Annotated in this window: 18 protein-coding genes, 1 tRNA gene and 1 pseudogene; 10 read left to right on the top strand and 10 right to left on the bottom strand. The window is 71.6% G+C overall.

Going from position 1 to position 18,406, the window contains the following annotated elements; all coding sequences use genetic code 11:
• Positions 1-100 precede the first annotated feature (100 nt).
• Entirely contained in the window at positions 101-1,456 is a 1,356-nt protein-coding gene (locus KI388_RS10270) for a hypothetical protein (RefSeq protein WP_215086544.1), read from the bottom strand.
• A gap of 205 nt (positions 1,457-1,661) precedes the next feature.
• Between KI388_RS10270 and KI388_RS10265 the strand changes: the two genes are divergently transcribed.
• Positions 1,662-1,815, top strand: a tRNA-Met gene (locus KI388_RS10265).
• Between the two features lie 85 nt (positions 1,816-1,900).
• Here the strand turns inward: KI388_RS10265 and KI388_RS10260 are convergent.
• On the bottom strand, positions 1,901-2,395 hold the full coding sequence (locus KI388_RS10260) for a metal-dependent hydrolase (RefSeq protein WP_215086543.1): 495 nt from the start codon (positions 2,393-2,395) through the stop codon (positions 1,901-1,903).
• Between the two features lie 88 nt (positions 2,396-2,483).
• Here KI388_RS10260 and KI388_RS10255 point away from each other — a divergent pair, with 88 nt between their 5' ends.
• The 3 genes from KI388_RS10255 to KI388_RS10245 all read left to right on the top strand — a co-directional run bounded on the left by KI388_RS10255 (position 2,484) and on the right by KI388_RS10245 (position 6,141).
• Entirely contained in the window at positions 2,484-2,984 is a 501-nt protein-coding gene (locus KI388_RS10255) for a CBS domain-containing protein (protein ID WP_215086542.1), read from the top strand.
• A gap of 711 nt (positions 2,985-3,695) precedes the next feature.
• A complete protein-coding gene (locus tag KI388_RS10250) occupies positions 3,696-5,021 on the top strand; it encodes a 5'-deoxyadenosine deaminase (RefSeq protein WP_215086541.1) in 1,326 nt (441 codons plus the stop codon).
• A 130-nt stretch (positions 5,022-5,151) separates the two neighbouring features.
• Positions 5,152-6,141 (top strand): DUF4382 domain-containing protein, encoded by a 990-nt coding sequence (locus tag KI388_RS10245; protein ID WP_215086540.1) that lies wholly within the window; start codon positions 5,152-5,154, stop codon positions 6,139-6,141.
• Here KI388_RS10245 and KI388_RS10240 read toward each other — a convergent pair whose 3' ends face one another.
• The 4 genes from KI388_RS10240 to hemC form a co-directional block, all read right to left on the bottom strand.
• The gene (locus KI388_RS10240; protein WP_215086539.1) at positions 6,142-6,543 is read right to left on the bottom strand and encodes a hypothetical protein; all 402 of its coding nucleotides are present in this window, start codon (positions 6,541-6,543) and stop codon (positions 6,142-6,144) included.
• 238 nt (positions 6,544-6,781) lie between these two features.
• On the bottom strand, positions 6,782-7,555 hold the full coding sequence (locus KI388_RS10235; RefSeq protein ID WP_215086538.1) for a uroporphyrinogen-III synthase: 774 nt from the start codon (positions 7,553-7,555) through the stop codon (positions 6,782-6,784).
• A complete protein-coding gene (gene cobA / locus KI388_RS10230) occupies positions 7,552-8,466 on the bottom strand; it encodes a uroporphyrinogen-III C-methyltransferase (protein ID WP_215086537.1) in 915 nt (304 codons plus the stop codon). The genes KI388_RS10235 and cobA overlap by 4 nt, the downstream gene beginning before the upstream one ends.
• Positions 8,459-9,664: a hydroxymethylbilane synthase gene (gene hemC / locus KI388_RS10225; protein WP_215086536.1), complete on the bottom strand. Its 1,206-nt coding sequence runs from the start codon at positions 9,662-9,664 to the stop codon at positions 8,459-8,461. Before hemC ends, cobA begins: the two co-directional genes overlap by 8 nt.
• A gap of 159 nt (positions 9,665-9,823) precedes the next feature.
• Here hemC and KI388_RS10220 point away from each other — a divergent pair, with 159 nt between their 5' ends.
• The 6 genes and pseudogenes from KI388_RS10220 to KI388_RS10195 all read left to right on the top strand — a co-directional run bounded on the left by KI388_RS10220 (position 9,824) and on the right by KI388_RS10195 (position 15,603).
• Positions 9,824-10,873, top strand: a complete 1,050-nt coding sequence (locus KI388_RS10220) for a beta-ribofuranosylaminobenzene 5'-phosphate synthase family protein (protein ID WP_215086535.1) — start codon at positions 9,824-9,826, stop codon at positions 10,871-10,873.
• Between the two features lie 87 nt (positions 10,874-10,960).
• Positions 10,961-11,797 (top strand): HTR-like protein, encoded by an 837-nt coding sequence (locus KI388_RS10215; RefSeq protein WP_215086534.1) that lies wholly within the window; start codon positions 10,961-10,963, stop codon positions 11,795-11,797.
• Between the two features lie 94 nt (positions 11,798-11,891).
• Positions 11,892-12,853: pseudogene (locus KI388_RS10210) on the top strand (hypothetical protein).
• Positions 12,850-13,497, top strand: coding sequence for a hypothetical protein (locus KI388_RS10205; RefSeq protein WP_215086533.1), 648 nt, complete (start codon positions 12,850-12,852; stop codon positions 13,495-13,497). The pseudogene KI388_RS10210 and the gene KI388_RS10205 overlap by 4 nt, the downstream one beginning before the upstream one ends.
• A 133-nt stretch (positions 13,498-13,630) precedes the next feature.
• Positions 13,631-14,677: a putative sulfate/molybdate transporter gene (locus tag KI388_RS10200; RefSeq protein WP_251133137.1), complete on the top strand. Its 1,047-nt coding sequence runs from the start codon at positions 13,631-13,633 to the stop codon at positions 14,675-14,677.
• Between the two features lie 596 nt (positions 14,678-15,273).
• Positions 15,274-15,603 (top strand): transcription factor S, encoded by a 330-nt coding sequence (locus KI388_RS10195; protein WP_215086531.1) that lies wholly within the window; start codon positions 15,274-15,276, stop codon positions 15,601-15,603.
• 4 nt (positions 15,604-15,607) lie between these two features.
• On the opposite strand, the gene KI388_RS10190 is transcribed toward KI388_RS10195, so the two are convergent.
• The 4 genes from KI388_RS10190 to KI388_RS10175 all read right to left on the bottom strand — a co-directional run bounded on the left by KI388_RS10190 (position 15,608) and on the right by KI388_RS10175 (position 18,404).
• Positions 15,608-16,267 (bottom strand): CocE/NonD family hydrolase, encoded by a 660-nt coding sequence (locus tag KI388_RS10190; RefSeq protein WP_215086530.1) that lies wholly within the window; start codon positions 16,265-16,267, stop codon positions 15,608-15,610.
• Positions 16,268-16,291: 24 nt separating this feature from the next.
• Positions 16,292-16,690 (bottom strand): DUF5778 family protein, encoded by a 399-nt coding sequence (locus KI388_RS10185; protein ID WP_215086529.1) that lies wholly within the window; start codon positions 16,688-16,690, stop codon positions 16,292-16,294.
• A 73-nt stretch (positions 16,691-16,763) separates the two neighbouring features.
• A complete protein-coding gene (locus KI388_RS10180; protein WP_215086528.1) occupies positions 16,764-17,723 on the bottom strand; it encodes an A/G-specific adenine glycosylase in 960 nt (319 codons plus the stop codon).
• A 24-nt stretch (positions 17,724-17,747) separates the two neighbouring features.
• A complete protein-coding gene (locus KI388_RS10175) occupies positions 17,748-18,404 on the bottom strand; it encodes a hypothetical protein (protein ID WP_215086527.1) in 657 nt (218 codons plus the stop codon).
• Positions 18,405-18,406 lie beyond the last annotated feature (2 nt).

The following is an 18,406-nucleotide window of genomic DNA, read 5'->3' as shown; positions in this document are numbered from 1 at the left end:
GGGTTCGTCCCCGGCCGAATAACGCGTTCGACGCGAGTCTCAACCGAGAGAATCGGCCCGCCTCCGTCGACGGGCAGCGGCGTCCCGGGGGGTGCCCCGGTCACCGCCCTCGTCGGAGCTCCTCGATCAGCTGCTCGATGAGCGTCGACTGCCGGTCGAGGCGCTCGGACTGCGCCTCGACGGTGCGCCGCAGCGCGGCGACCTCGCTCGCGAGGTCCGCGTCCTCGACCCCGGCGCTCTCGAACGGCGACCCGTCGAACGCGTCGCCGTCCGGGACCGCATCCTCGTCCGTAACGGCCTCCGCGGCGACGTCGGCGTCGGAGACGGGATCCGCGCCGCCCGACCCGGCGACCGTCGAGTCCGCCGCGACCGCGTCGCCGCCGGCGGGCGACGGGGACCCGTCCGCCGCCTCTCGTCCGAGTTCCTCGGAGACGGACGCGGTCGTCGTCGCGTCCGAGCCGAGCGAATCCGCCTCGGCGGCGTCCGCGCTCGCGTCGCCCCCGGTCGCGTCGCCGGTGACCGCGTCGCCTGTGGCCGCGTCGTCGACGGTCGCGTCCTGTGCGCTCGCGTCGTCGACGGCGGTGTCCGCCGCGAGCGGGTCCGCGCCCAGCGGGTCTCCCGCGTCGCTCGACGCCTCGGGTTCGACCGGGTTCGACCCGGCGGCCGGGTCGGCGGGACCGCCCGCCTCGTCCGGTCGGGTCTCGGGGCCGTCGGCGTCGGCCTCCGCGTCCGCGACCGGGGACGCCGAGAGCGGGTCCGGCCCCTCGCCGAAGTCGGTTGTGCCGCTCGACTCGCCGCTCGTCGTCGACTCGTCGGCCTCGGCGGCGGCGACGCGGAACTCTTCGAGGCTGTCGACGCCGTGGAACGAGCACACCGCGTCCGCGAGCGTCTCCCGGACCGCGCGCGCGGACTCGTTCGGCGCCTTGAACCGCTCCGAGCGGCCGTCGTGGACGAGGACGACCGCGGTGGCGACGGTCCCCTCCTCGAAGTCGAGCCCGGTGAGGTCCTCGTAGTGGAACTCCTCGAACTCGGCGTCCCAGACGGCCGAGCCGACGTGTTTGACCAGCCGTTCGCTGGTGACGATCAGGGTGAGTTCCGAGAACCGGAAGGTGCGCACGACCGTCTCGCCGGGACCGGTGACGCCGCCGGCCGAGAGGACGCCGGCGAGGACCGGGTGGAGGACGTCGTCCACGCGCTTCGAGGGGACCGAGAGCGTCTCGTCGCCGTCGAGACCGTATCCGAGGGTGATCTTCGACTTGCGGCGGCCCGTCGAGACCTCGATGCGCTCGACGTCGTGGTCGTACTCGTCGACGGACTCGTCGGACAGGAGTCCGTCGCCGCGGTAGACGAGGGTCCGGGTGGGCGTGACCGCGAGTCGATCGTCGCCGCCCAGCGGCACCTCGGCGACGACGTCCTCGTCGCCGACGGTCCCCGCGAGCAGTTCGGGAAGGCTCATACGCCCGGGATACGCCGCGCCCGGCATAAATCCGCTGGGTCGGCCGCGAGCGCGGGCCGAACGCCCTCGTCGCGGCGCGCACGCGGCGGTCGCCCCCCGGCTCGCGTCGGCCCCGGAAGCGGCCGCCCGCAGCGATCTGCGATCGGTTCACAACCCTCCGACGGATGGGAAGGTTAAAGAGTCTCATCGCGGTACGAACTGGTGAGGCCGGGTGGCTTAGCTGGACATAGCGCCGCACTCATAGGGTTCAGAGATTCGGTGCGGTGACGCCTTGGAAGCGTCCGCGTCCTTCCCGTGGCTCCGCCGAGCCTCGGACCTGGGACATGCGGAGATCGTGGGTTCGGAGCCCACCCCGGCCATACTGCTCTCACGCACCGAGCGCCGGCGCCGTCGAATCGCTCGACGGCGTCGAACTGTTCGGCCTCCTACACCGTATTCGGCCCCTTACACCGGAACCGCCGCGCCCGCGACGAGCGCGACCGCGAGGACGACGCCGCCCACTCCCAACAGCGCGTAGTTCGCGAGCGGGTTCGCCGCCGTAACCAGATCGAGCGTGTACTCGGTGTCCCGAACGGGCGCGTACGGCCGGATCCCCATCGGCGTGAGCGCGTCCGCGAGGAGGTGCGAGACGATCGCCACGGCGCCGAACAGGAACCCGACGCCGCCGGCGAGGAGCGCGACGGCGACCCCGCGCTGGACCCCGACCGCCAGCCCGACGGCTCCGAAGGCGACCCCGACGAGCAGCGCGAACCAGACCGTGTGGGTGATCCCCCGGTGTTTGACGAAGGGGATCCGCAGGTCGAGGTCGGGGACCGTCGCCGTCGAGGCGACGCCGAGGGCGCCGACCGCGCCCGCCTCGAACGAGGCGAACGCGGCGACGAGGAACCCGAACGGGGCGTAGACGGCGAGCGCGGCCCCGAGGTGACCCTTGCGGTACATGTGAGCGACTGCGTTCTCGGCGCGTAAGTCCGTTACGTCGGCCCCCTCCGGGCGAAACGCCTACGGCCTCCCCCCGCGACCGTCCGGTATGACGCTGACCGCGCGCGACCTGATGGAACCGGACGTGAAGACGGTCTCGCCCGACGACGACGTCGCCGAGGTGTTCAAGCGGTTCGCCCGCTACGAGTTCAGCGGCTTCCCCGTCGTCGACGACGACGAGCGGGTGGTCGGCGTGATCACCGAGTCCGACCTCGTCGACCTGTTCGAACCCGAGGACGAGACGCTGTGGATCCCCGTCGGACTCCCGCCGTTCGTGGACACGCTCTCGTATCAGATCAAGCGCCCGTGGGCGGACATCGACCTGGGCGTCGACATGATCCGCAACGCCGACCGCCCCGTCTCCGAGGTGATGAGCGCGGACGTGGCGACGGTGACGCCCGACAGCGACGTCGACGACGTGCTAGACCTGCTCGTGGGCGACGACCCCGATATTAATCGTGTGCCCGTGGTTGACGACGACGGGCGACTGGTCGGTATCATCGCGCGCCAGGACGTGATCCGCGCGTTCCGCGACCGCCGACTGGAATAAGTTGACCGCGGTTCTCTCGACGAGTATTTAAAATCAGTCGACCGCTGCTCGACGGTGAACACCGCCAAAGCCCCAGTCGCTTGCTTATAAATAGACGATAGCTGATCGACGACGAACATCTTCAAAGCCCCAGTCGCGAGGCGGGCGCACGCTCGCTGTCGTTCGAAAGGCGCTTCGCGCCTTTCGTGATGACGAGACGCCGAAGGCGTCTCGAACCACGCTCCTCACTCGGTCGCTCTCTTCGTTCGCTCCCTCGTTGCGGTGCTTACGTCGTCATCAGAACGCTTCGCGTTCTGATTGGCTCACGAGAGCTCCGCTCTCGTGAACGCCTGCGCCCGCCTCGCGACTGCCCCTTTGAGTCCCGCCCCGCACGGCACCGCAGCCTCACGCCTCCCCAACCTCGTCAGCCGGCCTCCGCTTCGCTCCGGCCGGCTGACTCCAGCGAGAATCGAAGATTCTCTGGCAGCCGGCGCTACGCGCCGGCGACCTCGCGCGTGCGACTCGCGGCCTCCGGCCGCTCGTCGGCACGCGCCACCGCATCGCCGTTTATAAGTGGATCTCGCAGTCTCACCCACATTTAAATATCGCGTCGCTGTCAGCGGGCTGATCCGCTGTTTCAACACCCGTCGCCAGACAACACCGATCGAATGGGGTCGGGAGAGCCGTCGAACGGACAGCCTCTTACGAGTCGACCGTCAGGAACGGACGGACATGCTGATAGCCGGAACCATCGTCGCCGACTCCGAGACCGTCATCCCCGACGGCGCCGTCGTCGTCGAGGGACAAACGATCGCCGCGGTCGGTGACGAGGCCACCCTCCGCGACCGCTATCCCGACCACGAGCGCCGCGCGTTCGGCCTCGTCGCGCCCGGCCTCGTCGGTGGCCACGTTCACTCCGTCCAGTCGCTCGGACGGGGGATCGCGGACGACGACGCCCTCCTCGACTGGCTGTTCGACGCCGTGCTTCCGATGGAGGCCGCGATGGACGCCGAGGCCACCCGGGCCGCGGCCGAGCTGGGGTACCTGGAGTGTCTCGAATCGGGCACGACCACCGTCGTCGACCACCTCTCGGTGAACCACGCCGAGGAGGCGTTCGAGGCCGCGATCGAGACGGGGATCCGCGCGCGGCTCGGGAAGGTCCTGATGGACCGCGACTCGCCCGACGGCCTCTTGGAGGAGACCGACGCCGCGCTCGCGGAGAGCGAGACCCTTATCGAGAAATACCACGGTGCGGCCGACGGTCGCGTCCGCTACGCGGTCACGCCGCGGTTCGCCGTCACCTGTACCGAGGCCTGCCTGCGCGGTTGCCGCGAGTTGGCCGACCGCCACGACGGCGTGACGATCCACACCCACGCCAGCGAGAACGAGGACGAGGTCGAGACGGTCGAGGCGGACACGGGGAAGCGGAACGTCCTCTGGCTCGACGAGGTCGGCCTAACCGGCCCGGACGTAACGCTCGCGCACTGCGTCCACACCGACGAGCGGGAGCGCGAGGTGCTCGCGGAGACCGACACGGTCGTCACCCACTGCCCCTCCTCGAATATGAAACTCGCCTCGGGGATCGCCCCGGTTCAGGACTACCTCGACCGCGGGATCACGGTCGCGCTCGGCAACGACGGTCCGCCGTGTAACAACACGCTCGACGCCTTCACGGAGATGCGGCAGGCGAGCCTCCTCGGGAAGGTCGACGCCCGCGACCCGACCCGGCTCCCCGCGGGTACCGTCTTGGAGATGGCGACCGAGGGCGGCGCCCGGGCTGCCGGCTTCGACCGCCTCGGCGCGCTGCGCGAGGGGCACCGCGCCGACGTGATCGGGATCACCACCGACATCACCCGCGCCACGCCGCTCCACGACCCGCTCTCGCACCTGGTGTACGCGGCCCACGGCGACGACGTGACCTTCGCGATGGTCGACGGCGAGGTCCGCTACGCGAACGGCGAGCACGTCGGGACCGACGCGGCCGCGGTCCGCGAGCGCGCGACGCGGCACGCGGAGCGCGTCGTCGAGGAGGCGGGGATCGAGACGGCGAGACCGTAACGCGTTCGGGGCCCTCGACCGCATCGCGCGCAAAAACCGGTCTATCACCGCTAAAACGGGCTTTATCGGCGCAAATTCGGACACAGTATCTCCGAGGTATACCCGTTCGGGCCCCGTTCGATAGGTCACCATGACGGACCGATCGCGGACGACGGGCGACGACCGCACTCGGGCCGCGGGCACCGACGAGCTCAGTCGACGGGGGTTCGTCGCCCTCGGCGCCGGCGCGAGCGCGACGCTGCTCGCGGGCTGCGCCGGAGACGGAGGGGTCCCGTCGACGGACGGCTCGGACGGTTCCGGCGACGCCGACGGCTCGCAGACGCTCACCGGCGGCTTCCGGCTCCTCATCAGCGACGCCCCGGCCGACATCGGTGACTTCGACCGGCTGGACGTCACCTTCGACCGAGCGCGCGTCTTCGAGGCGGGGGACGGCGACGAGGAGGACGAAGAACCCGAAACGGACGACGAAGACGAGGAGGGATCGGACGAGGGTGCCGAGCAGAACGCCACCGAGACCGCCGAGGACGACGGGAACGCCACCGAGACCGACGACGCGAACGAGACGGCGGACGGCGAGGACGACGGTGGCGAGGAATCCGAAGCGGACGGCGAGGACGACGAGGGTGACCGCGGGTTCACCGTCGTCGAACTCGACGACGCGGCGGTCGATCTCACGCGGGTGATCGAAGACGACGCGATCGCCGTCTTCGACGGCGAGATTCCGGCGGGAAGCTACGAGAAGATCGAACTCGAGGTCTCCGCCGTGGAAGGGGTCGTCGACGGCGAAGCGGTCGACGTGAAGCTCCCGAGCGAGAAGCTCCAGATCACGAACGGGTTCGAGGTCACGCCCGACGAGCCGGTCAGCTTCGTCTTCGACATCAACGTCGTCAAGCGCGGCAAGAACAACGGCTACATCCTCAAGCCCGTCATCTCGGGCAGCGGGGTCGCGGGGCGCGACGTCGACGTGAACGAGATCGACGACGAGGGCGAGGAGGATGAGGACGAAGACGAGGAATCAGAAGCCGGCGACTCGGAAGCGGACGAGGACGCTGAGACGGACGACGCCACCGACGGAAACGAGACGGACGACGACGAGAACGGGACCGCGAGCGGGAGCTAGCTACGAGGAGGTCTCGACGGACGAGGCGGCCGCGGGCGGGCACTTCGCCCACCGCAGCGCGGCGTCGTCGTCGTTGAACGCCTCGGTGTCGACCCCCTCGACGTCGATGGTCCGCTTGAGGTACCGTCGCTTCGAACGCTGCCCGACGACAGCGAAGCGGTCGACGCCGCGGGCGACCGCGATTTGCGCGGACTCGCGGAGCGCCCGGCGCCCGGCGTCGGAACACGGGCGGCTCGTCCGAACGACGATCACGACGGCGTCGACCGCGTCCCGCGTGGCCGCGCTCCGCCATCGGTCGAGCAGCGTCTCGCCGTCTGCGGGGCTCAGTCCAGTCCCGTGAGGGAACTCGACGACGAGGACGTCGTCCTCGACCCGCAGCAGCCAGCGCTCGCTCGGTTCCATGCCCTCTGATATCACACTCCTGATTATAAAACTACGTTCCAGAATATCGATATCGATATCTGAAAGCGATCGAGGTGATCGAACAAGTATGGAGTAACGGCCGATAGACGGTCGAAATCGGCTTTTGACGGGGTGAATCGCTCTCGTTTTCGATCGAGAGATTCGGAGCCGGCTCTCTGATCGCGGACGTGTCGACCCTGAGGTACGTCGACTTCGGCGGGACGAACCGCGGCTCGCGTCAGCTTCGGCCGGCGTCGACCCCGTCGGTGGCCTCGTCGTCGAGCGCGTCGACGACCGCGGTCGCGAGCGCCTCGAACGACGCCTCGTCGGGGACGACGTCGGTCTCGATGCCGTTGTCGGCGGCCGTCTCGGCGGTCGGCGGGCCGATGGCGCCGACGACCGCGTCCGCCAGTCCGTCGCGGGCGGCGTCCTCGACGCCGCGGTCCGCGGCCGCCGCGAGGACGTTCTCGACGGTCAGCGACGAGGTGAACGCGACGGCGTCGAGGTCGCCGCCCGCCGCCAGCTCCGCCGAGTCGCCCGCGTCGTCGGGCCGCGTGAGCCGGTACAGGACGGTCTCCGTCACCTCGGCGCCGGCCTCGCGCAGTCCGTCGAGGAGGACGTCGCTCCCGTGGTCCGAGCGGGCGACGACGACGCGCTCGCCCGCGACGAGCGGTTCGAGCGCCGCGACGAGGCCCGCGGAGGTGTACTCCTCGGGGACGACGTCGACGGTCCAGCCCGCCTCGCGGGCGGCCGCGGCGGTGGCTGGGCCGATTGCGGCGAGGTCGGCGTCGCCCGGCTCCCAGCCCGCCTCGGCGGCGAGTTCGACGCCGGTCTTGCTGGTGAGCACGACGAGGGGGGCGTCGACCGGGACGGCCCCGGTCGGCTCGACTTCGAGCATCGGGTCGGGGACCGGCTCCGCGCCGAGCGACCGGAGCAGTTCGACCGCCGACTCGATACGCTCGTCGTCGGGGCGGAAGACGGCCACGCGCGGCCGGTCCGGCTCGCCGCTCACGCCCCGTCACCCCCGTCCGCCGGAGCGTCGTCTTCCGCTCCCGCCGGTTCGCCGCCCTCGTCCGTCGACCGCACCGGCGCCGAGCCGGCGTTTTCGAGGAAGGTCACGACGCGGTCGCGGGTCGCGGCCACGTCGCCGATCACGGTGATCGCCGGGGGTTCGATCCCCGCCTCGTCGCGGGCGTCCACGATGGTGTCGAGCGTGCCGGTCGCGACGCGCATGTTCGGCCACGTCGCGCGCTCGACGAGCGCGACCGGGGTGTCGCCGTCGAGGCCCGCGTCGCGGAGCTCGGCGGTGTACGCCGGCAGCTTCCCGACCCCCATCAGCACGACGACGGTCCCGCCGGTGGCCGCGAGGGCGTCCCACTCGACCGCGGACTCCTCCTTCGTCGGGTCCTCGTGGCCCGTGACGAAGGAGACGGAGGAGGCGTGGTCGCGGTGGGTCACCGGGATGCCGGCGACCGCGGGACCGGCGATTGCGGAGGTGACGCCGGGGACGACCTCGAAGGGGATGCCCTCGTCCGCGAGGTGCTCGGCCTCCTCGCCGCCGCGGCCGAAGACGAACGGGTCGCCGCCCTTCAGCCGGACGACGCGGTTCCCCTCGCGGGCCAGTTCGACCATGCGCCGGTTGGTGTACTCCTGCGGCGTCCACTCGCCGCCGGCGCGTTTCCCCACGTCCTCCCGTTTCCCCTCGGGGATCTCGCCGAGGATCTCCGGGCCCGGGAGCTTGTCGTGAAGCACCACGTCGGCCGACTCGATCAGCCGCTTCGCCTTGACCGTGAGCAGATCCGGATTCCCCGGCCCGGAGCCGACGAGGAAGACCGTCCCGACCCGGTCGTCGCGGCCGCGAGCCGGCGGCTCGTCGGCGTTCGGTCCGGGTCCCGCTCCGGCGCCGGAACCGCCTTCACTCATCGGTCTCCGCCTCCCCGGCCTCGTCGCGCGCCTCGGCTATCAGGTCGGCCGCGCCGCGGTCCGCGAGGTCCGCGGCGAACTCCGCGGCGGCCGTCGCGTGCGACCGGATCGGGAGATCGCGGGTGTCGACGACCTCCTCCGTCCCGTCCGTCGAGAGGATCCTCGCCCGGACGTGGACGTGTTCGCCCTTGACGAGCGCAGAGACGCCGATCGGCGCGACGCAGCCACCGTTGAGCTCGCCTAGAATCGTCCGCTCGACCGTGACCGCCACCCGGGTCCGCGGGTGGTCGACCGCCTCGCGGACCGCCTCGACCACGTCCGGGTCGCTCGCGGTGACCGCGATGGCGCCCTGCCCGGCGGCCGGGACGAACTCCTCGCGCGGGAGCCGCGTCGTCTCCACCTCGTAGAACAGGTTCGAGCGGCGCAGCCCGGCCTCCGCGAGGACGACCGCGTCGTACTCGGTCTCGACTTTCCGCTCCATCGCGGTCCGTTCGAGGTCCGAGAGCGAGTCGAACCACTCCTCGACGCTCCGCTCGAACTCCTCGTCGACCTCGTCGCCCGCGTCGCTCTCCTCTCCCTCCTCCGACTCGTCGTCGAGCGCGTCCCAGTTCGGTTCGTCCTCGCCGCCACCGTCCTCGCTGTCGTCTTCCGACCCCTCGGCCGTCGCCGCCCGGGCCTCGCCGGAGGCGATCAGGCGCCGCTCGTGTTCCGCCTGAAGCCCGGGCGCGAGCAGCTTCTCCAGGCGCGTGTCGACGTTGCCGCGGATCGGCTCGACGGTGAGGTCGGGGCGGGCCGCCCGGATCTGCGCGCCCCGGCGGAGCGATCCGGTGCCGACGACGGCGCCGGCGGGAAGGTCCTCGATGCCCAGCCCGTCGGGCTGGACGACTACGTCGCCGGAGGGAGCGCGCTCGGGCACGCCAGCGACGACGAGGTCGTCCATCTCCTCGGTCGGGAGGTCCTTCAGCGAGTGGACCGCGAGGTCGGCGTCGCCGGCGAGCACCTCCTCGTCCAAGGCGCGCACGAACGCGCCCGTCTTGCCGAGGCGGTGGATCAGTTCGTCGGGGATCTGGTCGCCGCGCGTCTCCACCTGCCGGAGTTCGACGTCGCGGCGCCGGCTCGACAGCGCCTCGCGGACGGTCTCGGCCTGCCGGAGAGCCAGGTCCGACCCGCGGGTCGCGAGCCTGAGCGTTTCGGTCATACGCGGACCGAGGTCCCCCGCGTTCAAAAGCGCACCAGTTCGGCCGCCTCGGCGCCGTCGACGGCGGCACGGGGGTTTCGGGCCGCTCCGGCCGTTCCGAGGCAACTCCCGCCACCGTCACGGGCCCTTTATCAGTCCGCCCCGAAACCGGAGACGACTATGGCACGCGTTTGCGCCGGGGCGCGGCTCCACTTCGGCTTCTGTAACCTCAGCCTCTCCCACGAGCGGCTGTACGGCGCCCTCGGCGTGGGGCTCGCGGCGCCCCGCGTCGTCGTCGACGCGGAGCCGGCCCCGGCGGTGCGCGTGACGGTCGAGGACGGGGAGGGAGACCGCTCGGAGTCGGTCGATTCCGCCCCGAGCGTGCGCGACGACGTCCGCGGGTACGCGAGCGCCGCGGTCGACCTGCTCGGCGTCGACGGCGCCCGCGTGGCGGTCCGCGCGTCGCTCCCGCGACACGCCGGGCTCGGCAGCGGGACCCAGCTGGCGGCGGCGACGCTCGCGGCGGTCGCGACCGCCCACGGCGAGCCGGCGCGGGTGCGCGAGCGCGCCCCGGCGCTCGGTCGCGGCGGGCGCTCCGGCGTCGGCGTCGCGACGTTCGAGTCCGGCGGCTTCGTCCTCGACGCCGGCCACCCGACCGCGCGGTTCACCACCGACCGCCCCGCCGACGGCGAGTGGACCGTCCCGCCGGTGGCCGCGCGGCACGCCGTCCCCGGCGGCTGGCGGTTCCTCCTCGTCGAACCGGACGCAGACCCCGGGCGGAGCGGGGCGGCGGAGGACGACGCGATGCGCGCCGCGGTCGAGCGCGCGGAGCCGGGGCTCGCGGACCGGATCGGCGGGACCGTCACCCGGCGCGTCCTCCCCGCGGTCGCGACGGGGAACGCGGAGGCGTTCGGGGCGGCCGTCGCGGAGATCGGCCGACTCAACGGCACGTGGTACGCCGACGAGCAGGGCGGGGTGTACAGGCCCCCTGTGGGTGAGCTGGTCGCGTCGCTGTCGGCGGACGCGGCGGTGTTCGGCGCGGGGCAGTCCTCGTGGGGACCGACCGTCTACGGCGTCACCGACGCGGATCACGCCGACGCGGCGCGCGAGGCCGGCGAGCGCGCGCTCGACGCGGCCGGCGTCGGCGGCTCGGTCTCGGTAGTCCGGGCGGCCAACGAGGGCGCGCGGGTCACCGAAGGCGCGGCGGGCGGCGAGGACGAGGGGAAGTGAGCGCGGGCCGGGAGAGGGACGCGGGCCGGGAGAGGGACGCGGGCCGGGAGAGGTAACACTAAACCCCGCGGCGACGGGGCGTAAGCCATGTCCAGTCTTCCGTTCGGGGTCGCGCGCCTCGACTCGATTCTCGGGGGCGGCGCGCCGTCGGGGAGCGTCGTGCTGCTCGCGGGCGAGGCGGGGGCGGGCGCCCGCGAGTTCTGCTACACCAGCGCCGCGATGAACGCCTTGGCGCGCGCCGACGAGGAGCTGTTCGACCTGTACTACGGCGACATCGACGCCGACGCCGACCTGCCCGAGTCCGTCCACTACATCTCCTTCACCGCCGACACCGACGCGATCACCCGGGAGATGAGCTACACGATGGCCGACGAGATAGTCGACGCGGCGGTCCCGGAGATATCGTTCCGAGACCTCTCCCCGGAGTACTTCCAGCTGTCGCCGGTGCCGCGCGACTGGTACGAGACGGAGACGGCCTCGATAACGGAGCTCGGGGACCGCGGCGAGTACGAGGACGTGCTCACCGCCTTCGGAGACTACCTCTCGGAGCACGGCGAGGGGAGCCTCGTCTGTATCGACTCCGTCACCGACCTCGTTTCGATGGTCTCCGACGACACCGACTGGAGCGACGTGGCGATGGTGATGAAGGGGTTAAAGAAGGCCGCCTACGAGTGGGACGCCCTCGTCCTCGTGTTGGTGAACACCGAGGCGCTCCGGGACCGCGAGTTCGGTACGCTGACGGACGCGGCCGGCGGGACGCTCCAGTTCTCGTGGGAGAGCGGCGGCTCCCAGCGCGCCCGGACCATGTTCGTTCGGGAGTTCCGCGGCGTGCTCTCCCGGCTGGAGGCCGAGAACATCGTCCGGTTCGAGACCGAGATCCACGAGGGCGGGTTCGACATCAGCGACGTGCGCAAAATCCGGTAACGGGACCCTAACGCCGAGTATCGATCCGGAGAACGCCGCGACAGATTACTTAAGCCTCGCCGCTCAACGGCAGGTAGATGACGGAGGATCCGCGATGAGTGACCTCGATCCGGCGGCGGCCGCCCTCGACGCCGCGGCCGAGGACGCCGGCGTGAGCCGCGAGGAGCTCCTCAAGCGCGCGCTCGTCGCGCTCGCGGAGTCCAAGGGGATCGACGTCCCCGACGCCGAGGAGGTCGCGGCGATCGAGGCGCGCCTCGACGACCTCGACGACGACCTCGACGAGAAGATCGCGGACCTCCGAGAGCGGTTTATCGACCTCTACCGCGAGATGGAGTCGCTCGACGACCCCGAGGGGGCGACGGGGCGGCCGCGGCGGACGCGGCGCGCCTCGACGACCTCGCGGGCGAACTGGAGGAAACCGCCGCCCGGCTGGACCGGCTCGACGCGGCGGTCGCGGACGCGCCCTCCTCGGACCGGGTCGACGACCTCGGAGAACGGCTCGACGCCCTCGACGCGCGGCTCGACGAGTTGAAGGCGGTCCGCGAGCGGCTCGACGCCGTCGACGACCGCGTTGACGGCGTTGATAACCGGCTTGCGGACGTCGACGGCCGGCTCGACGACGTGGAGACCGACCTCGCCGGCACCTCCGCGGACGACCTGACCGAGATCGACGACAAGCTCTCGCGGGTCGCGAACGCGGTCGTCAAGCTCAAGCGCCGGCTCGACGCGGCCGAACGCGACCGCGCCGACCGCGAGCGCGTGGACGCGCTGACGCGGACGGCGAACCGGCACGGGGTCCGGGCCGCCGACTGCGACCACTGCGGCGGCGACGTCGAGTTGGGGCTGCTGTCGACCCCGGAGTGTCCCCACTGCGGGCGCCGGTTCGAGGACTTAGAGCCGAACACCGGCTTCCTCGGCACGTCGCGGCTGCTCGTCGCGGACCGGCCCGCGATCGACGGGGACGTCGCGGGCACCGACCGCGACGAGACGAGGCGGACGACAGACCGGACCGGCGCCGCCGCGAGCGATGGCGGCCCCGACGGGGACGGCCGATGAGCGACGACCGCTCGGACGGTGACGACGCGCCCGAGGGCGACCCCTTCGGAGACGAACTCCTCGACGACGGCAGCGGCGACGAGACCGACGACCCGTTCGCGGAGCCCGACACGGGCGAGGTCGACGACCCCTTCGCGGCGCTGGGCGACGGCGTCGACGAGGGGGCTCCTGACGCTGACTCGGCCGCAGACGCGGCGTCCCCCGCCGACCCGGAGCCGGCGGCACCCGCCGACGACCCGTTCGCGGAGCTCGACGCCGACGCGGGCGGCGAGGCGACCGACGAGGACCCGTTCGAGTCGATGGAGGTCGGGGACGTGGGCGAGGAGGACGTGTGGGAGGCGCTCGACGGGGAGGCGTCGATCGGCACCGACGCGACCGAGTTCGACGCCGGAACCGCCGACGCCGAGACCGACGACCCGACGGCGTGGCCCGGCGGGCCGAGCGCGGGTCCGGGAACCGCCGGCGACGAGCGCGTGGTCGACAAGCGGAGCTACTGCCAGCAGTGCCCGCACTTCTCGGCGCCGCCGGAGACGGCGTGCACCCACGAGGGCACCGATATCGTCGAGTCGGTCGACTTCTCGCGGTTCCGCGTCCGGAACTGCCCGATGGTCGACGCGGCGGATCCGGTGTTCGACGACGAGTAACCGAAACTAATTTCTCCGAGCCGTCGGCGTGACCCCGAGAGATTTCTGAACACGTTCAAGCGCTCGCAGCCTGTAGGGCGCCCGTCACGTGACTACATTCGGTCTCAGGGGAGATCGGTCCGTCGAGTTCGGGGTGAGATCCGTCACCGGCGCGATAGGGGATTCGATTACTGTCATCCCGCTGGTCGTCGCGCTGGCGCTGCTGACGGACGTGTCGCTGCCGCACGCGCTCGTCGCGTTCGGCGCGTTCCAGGTCGTTTGGGGGGTGCGGTACGGGCTGCCGGTGTCGGTTGAGCCGATGAAGGCGCTGGCCGCGCTCGCCATTGCGGGCGCGCTCACCTACGCCGAACTCGCGCTCGCGGGGGTGATCCTCGGCGTCGTCCTCCTCGCGATCGGACTCACGGGGACGCTCGCGTCCGTCGAGCGGTGGATCGGGGAGCCGGTGATCCGCGGCGTCCAGTTCGCGGTGGGGCTCGTCCTGCTGGAGACCGGGATCGGACTCGCGGTCGAGGACCCGGCGGTGGCGCTGGTCGGGGTCGGCATCGCCGGCGCGTTCGCGCTCGCGGGCCGCGGGAAGGCGAGCGCGCTGGCCGTCGCCGCCGTCGGCGTCGCGACCGCGCTCGTCGTCGCCGGGGTGCCGACCCCGCGACTCCCCGGTGTGCCCCCCACGCCGGCGTTCGGCGCGGCGCTCACGCGCGCGACCTTCGACGGGGTGGTCGCGCAGTTGGCCATGACTATCGGCAACGCCGCTCTGGCGACCTCGCTCCTCTTCGCGGACCTGCTCGACGCCGAGGTGACGCCCGACGAGCTGTCGACGAGCATGGGGATCACGAACCTGATCGCGGTGCCGTTCGGCGGAATTCCGATGTGTCACGGCTGTGACGGCGTGGCCGGCAAGCACGCGTTCGGTGCGCGCACCGGCGGTGCGAACGTCGTCCTCGGTGCCGGCTACCTCATCGCCGCCCTGTTCGCCACGCCCGCGCTGATCGCGGCGTTCCCGCTGGCGATGCTCGGCGCCCTCCTCGCGATCGTCGCCGTCTCGCTCGCGCGCAACGTCACCGACTCGGGGAACCGCGCGCTCTCGGTCGGGATCGGACTCCTCGCGCTCGCGACGAATCTCGGCGTCGCGTTCCTCGTCGGTATCGCTGTCCACCTCGCGTGGGAGCGGATCGGCGGATAGCGGGCTAGTGTGAGGAGATCATTTATAAATGGAGCGCGGCGGCGCGTGCCTGCGAGGCCGCCCCGCGGCCGAGCAGCACGCGCGAGGGAGTCAGCCGGCCGGAGCGAAGCGGAGGCCGGCTGACGAGGTTGGGGAGGTGTGAGGCTGCGGTGCTGTGCGGGGCGGGACTCAAAGGGGCAGCCGCGAGGGCGAAGGCGCGCGACGTAAGCACCGAGGGAGCGAACGGAGTGAGCGACCGAGGCGCGCAGCGAGCGCACCGAGCCCTCGCGGCTGGGGCTTTGGAGGCGTTCTCCGCCGATCTACTGACACCAATTTATAAGCGAGCGGCTGGGGCTTTGGAGGCGTTCTCCGCCGATCTACTGACACCAATTTATAAGCGAGCGGCTGGGGCTTTGGAGGCGTTTCCCGCCGATCCACAGTCGATTATTTATAAACGAGCGGCTGGAACTCTGAAATCCGTCACCGCGGCGACGGGTCACGAGACACCGTCACCTCCCCCAACGGCATCGTCTATTGATAAATATCCGACACCGTACACCGCGTATTCGGCCGTACCCACCGGAGCTAAACCGCTCGACCCCCTAACACCCACGTATATGCAGTTCTGTGACGACTGCGGCTCGATGATGGTCTCTCGCGACGGGGAGATGGTGTGTCAGAACGACGACTGCGCCGGCACTGCCGAGCGCGACGAGGCGCTGGCCGCCGAGTTCGAGTCGACGACCGAACAGACCGGCGAGGAGGTGATCGAGACGGAGGAGGGAGCGAACTTCGAGGGGAAGCCCACCGCCAACGACGTCGTCTGCGACGAGTGCGGCCACGGCGAGGCGTGGTACACGATCAAACAGACCGGCGCCGCGGACGAGCCGCCGACGCGCTTTTTTAAATGTAAGGAGTGCGGCCACCGCTGGCGCGGGTACAACTGAGCCGTCACTCACCGCGCAGCCGCGGCGTGAGAAACGCTGCCGCGCTCTCTCCCACCGCCCCGCTCCGCCCGACGAAGAAGTGGTCGGACTCGAACGCGACCGCCTCGACCCCCAGTTCCTCCGCGCGCTCGACGACGGGTCGCCAGTCGGCCGTCGAGTCGCGCGTCGCGTACAGGACCCGGACCGGAGTGCCGCGCCCGACCACATCGTCGAGCGCGGCGACCGCGTCGACGTCGTCGTTCAGCCGGGCCGTCGGGGCGAGCGCGCAGACGCCCGCGAGTTCGGGCCGGGACGCGGCCGCGACGAGCGCGACCGTGCCGCCGAACGAGAAGCCGAACAGCCCGACGCGGTCGTAGCGGTCGAGCGCCCAGCCGACCGCCCGGTCCGCGTCGGTGGTCTCGCCGTACCCCTCGTCCCAGTCGCCGTAGTCGAACCGGAGGCAGTCGACGCCGCGGTCGGTCAGGGCGTCGCTCACGGCCACCAGCCGCTCGTCGCCGCGGTGCCCGCGCTGCTGGGGATGCGGCGGGCAGGCGACGACGACCGCGTCCGCGCGGGGCGAGCCCTTGGATATCTCCCCGGAGCCGCCTTCGGAGCCGTCGCTCGCGGCGGTGTCGAGGCTGGCGCGCACGTCGCGGCCGCCGGCGATTAGGACGGTGTCGCTCACGGAAGTGCGAAGCCCGTCTCCCGATCAGGGGACCTGCGTCACGCGGTCGACGTTGTCGAGCGCCTCCAGGTCGGCCGCGAGCGACTCCTGGTCGACGGTCGCCTCGTAGTAGAACACGATGTCGAAGGCGCCGTCGCGGAGCAGCTGCTGGCACTCCCAGACGAACTCCTCGCCGTCGAGCGTCAGCCCCTGGAACTGGTTCGACGAGAAGTCCGTGTCGTCGTTGCCCGCCTCGATGTACGTCTCGCCTTTCCCCGCGTGGTCCGCGATGACCTCGTTGGCGTCGACCGTCAGCTCGTGCATCTCCAAGTCCTGCTGCCCGTCGAGGTCCGTGTGGACGATACAGCCCAGCAGCTCGATGTCGCCGGGCTCAAGCAGGGCCTTCGTGCGGGTGTACAGGTCCGGATCGACGGTCTCGCTCATACGTTTCCCTTCCGGCTCCCGTAATAAACGGGTGACGGTTCTCGGGGCGGCGTCGACCCCGACGTCAGCGGTCTCAGCGACGGAGCGACACGACGACCTCACCGTCGCTCCGCGCCTCGGCCTCGACCAGCCCGTCCTCCGCGAGGTCGTCGACCAGCCCGCGGAGCCACTCCCGGCCGTGTTCGCCGTCCGGCGCGTAGTCGACGCGGATCCGGTGGCCGAGCGCGTCGAGTTCCATCTCGTCGTGCTCACCGAGCAGCCGAACGATCCGCCCGCGGAACTGCCGGCGGCTCCCCTCGAAGCTCGGCTGCTCGGGCACGTCTGGGGCCGTAAAATCGCCCGTCTGGTAGGCGTGACACCACTCGCGCCACGGGCAGCCCGCCTCGTCGCAGCGGGGCTTCTTCCCGCAGGCGACGCCGCCGAGTTCCATAATCGCGTTGTTCCACACCCGCGACTCGCCCGCCGGCATGAGCCGGGAGGCGACCCGCTCGAACGCGTCGTCGTCGTCCGGGACGTCGAACGCGCGGTACAGCACCCGCTTCACGTTGGTGTCGACGACGGCGTCGCCGTTGTTGAACGCGAACGACGCGACCGCGTCGGCGGTGTACGGCCCGACACCCATCAGGTCGCTCAGGCCGTCCGGGTCCTCCGGAAACGCCCCGCCGTACTCGTCTTCGACCTGCCCGGCCGCCTCGTGGAGGTACTTCGCGCGGTTGTTGTACCCGAGCGAGTGGTCCGACCAGAAGGCGACCACGTCGGCGCGGTCGGCCGCGGCGAGGTCGGCGGTCGTCGGCCACTCGTCGAGGAAGTCATCCCACGCGGGCACGACCCGGTCGAGCTGGGTCTGTTGGCTCATCACCTCGCTGACGAGGACCTCGTAGGGGTCCTCCGTGCGGCGCCACGGGTAGTCCCGGTGGTCCGCCTCGTACCAGTCGACGAGCGCGTCGCGGACCGCGTCGAGGTCGGCCGGGAGTTCCGGCGACTCCTCGGCGTCATCGCCCGCGCCCGCGGCGGCACCGTCCGAGTCGGTCATACCTCCGGTCCGGCCGGCGGCGGTTTATCCGTGCTGGTCCCCGTCGGCGTCGACCGCCGCCATCGTCCGCGGGTCGCGGTCGGGGCCGGGGTACTCCCCGCCGACCGCGTCCGGGTACAGCTTCGCCGGGTCGAACACCGTCGCGAACGCGCGCGGCTCCCTGACGCTCACCGGCAGGCGGTCGCGCAGCCCGGCCGCGGCCCCCGGCCCGGTCAGCGACGGGTCGAGGCTCACGATCTGCATCGCGCCGCCGCGGTACGCGGACGCCAGCGCGGGGTGGTCGCCCGGCGGCTGCGCGACCGGCTCGCGCCACGCCTCGGCCGCCGCGCGCCAGTCCGCCGCCAACTCGGGGTCCGACAGCGACGCGATCGTCGCCTCGGCGTCGTCGAGGAGCGGCCCGCTGGCGACGAGCGTCGTCCACCCGTGCGACCGCAGCGCGTCGAGCGCCTCGCGGGCGGCGCCCCCGACGAGGAGGTCCGCCGCGAGCGCGTCCGCGTCGACGACGACGCGGGCCGGGCTGGGATCGAGGGGATCGGTGACCGCCCCCTCGCCGTCTCCGGAGGAGTCGTCGTCCGCCGCCGCCGATCCCGACCGCACGTCGTCGAGCGCGCGCCGGGCGTCCGCCTCGTCGATGTCGCCGCCGAGCGCGGCCGCGCGCTCGAACAGGTCGGCGAATGTCATAC

Origin of the sequence: Halorubrum sp. 2020YC2 (genome assembly GCF_018623055.1) — an archaeon.
In the GTDB taxonomy this organism is placed as follows: domain Archaea; phylum Halobacteriota; class Halobacteria; order Halobacteriales; family Haloferacaceae; genus Halorubrum.
The sequence above is the reverse complement of the archived record's forward strand: the minus strand, read 5'-3'. Positions and strand labels throughout refer to the sequence as shown.

What these genes read in the sequence shown, in the direction of transcription:
- KI388_RS10195 (WP_215086531.1), top strand. Translation starts at nt 15,274, where the DNA reads ATGCAGTTCTGTGACGACTGCGGCTCGATGATGGTCTCTCGCGACGGG.
- cobA (WP_215086537.1), bottom strand. Translation starts at nt 8,466, where the DNA reads ATGAGTGAAGGCGGTTCCGGCGCCGGAGCGGGACCCGGACCGAACGCC.
- KI388_RS10250 (WP_215086541.1), top strand. Translation starts at nt 3,696, where the DNA reads ATGCTGATAGCCGGAACCATCGTCGCCGACTCCGAGACCGTCATCCCC.
- KI388_RS10255 (WP_215086542.1), top strand. Translation starts at nt 2,484, where the DNA reads ATGACGCTGACCGCGCGCGACCTGATGGAACCGGACGTGAAGACGGTC.
- hemC (WP_215086536.1), bottom strand. Translation starts at nt 9,664, where the DNA reads ATGACCGAAACGCTCAGGCTCGCGACCCGCGGGTCGGACCTGGCTCTC.
- KI388_RS10240 (WP_215086539.1), bottom strand. Translation starts at nt 6,543, where the DNA reads ATGGAACCGAGCGAGCGCTGGCTGCTGCGGGTCGAGGACGACGTCCTC.
- KI388_RS10175 (WP_215086527.1), bottom strand. Translation starts at nt 18,404, where the DNA reads ATGACATTCGCCGACCTGTTCGAGCGCGCGGCCGCGCTCGGCGGCGAC.
- KI388_RS10260 (WP_215086543.1), bottom strand. Translation starts at nt 2,395, where the DNA reads ATGTACCGCAAGGGTCACCTCGGGGCCGCGCTCGCCGTCTACGCCCCG.
- KI388_RS10245 (WP_215086540.1), top strand. Translation starts at nt 5,152, where the DNA reads ATGACGGACCGATCGCGGACGACGGGCGACGACCGCACTCGGGCCGCG.
- KI388_RS10220 (WP_215086535.1), top strand. Translation starts at nt 9,824, where the DNA reads ATGGCACGCGTTTGCGCCGGGGCGCGGCTCCACTTCGGCTTCTGTAAC.
- KI388_RS10270 (WP_215086544.1), bottom strand. Translation starts at nt 1,456, where the DNA reads ATGAGCCTTCCCGAACTGCTCGCGGGGACCGTCGGCGACGAGGACGTC.
- KI388_RS10185 (WP_215086529.1), bottom strand. Translation starts at nt 16,690, where the DNA reads ATGAGCGAGACCGTCGATCCGGACCTGTACACCCGCACGAAGGCCCTG.
- KI388_RS10215 (WP_215086534.1), top strand. Translation starts at nt 10,961, where the DNA reads ATGTCCAGTCTTCCGTTCGGGGTCGCGCGCCTCGACTCGATTCTCGGG.
- KI388_RS10180 (WP_215086528.1), bottom strand. Translation starts at nt 17,723, where the DNA reads ATGACCGACTCGGACGGTGCCGCCGCGGGCGCGGGCGATGACGCCGAG.
- KI388_RS10205 (WP_215086533.1), top strand. Translation starts at nt 12,850, where the DNA reads ATGAGCGACGACCGCTCGGACGGTGACGACGCGCCCGAGGGCGACCCC.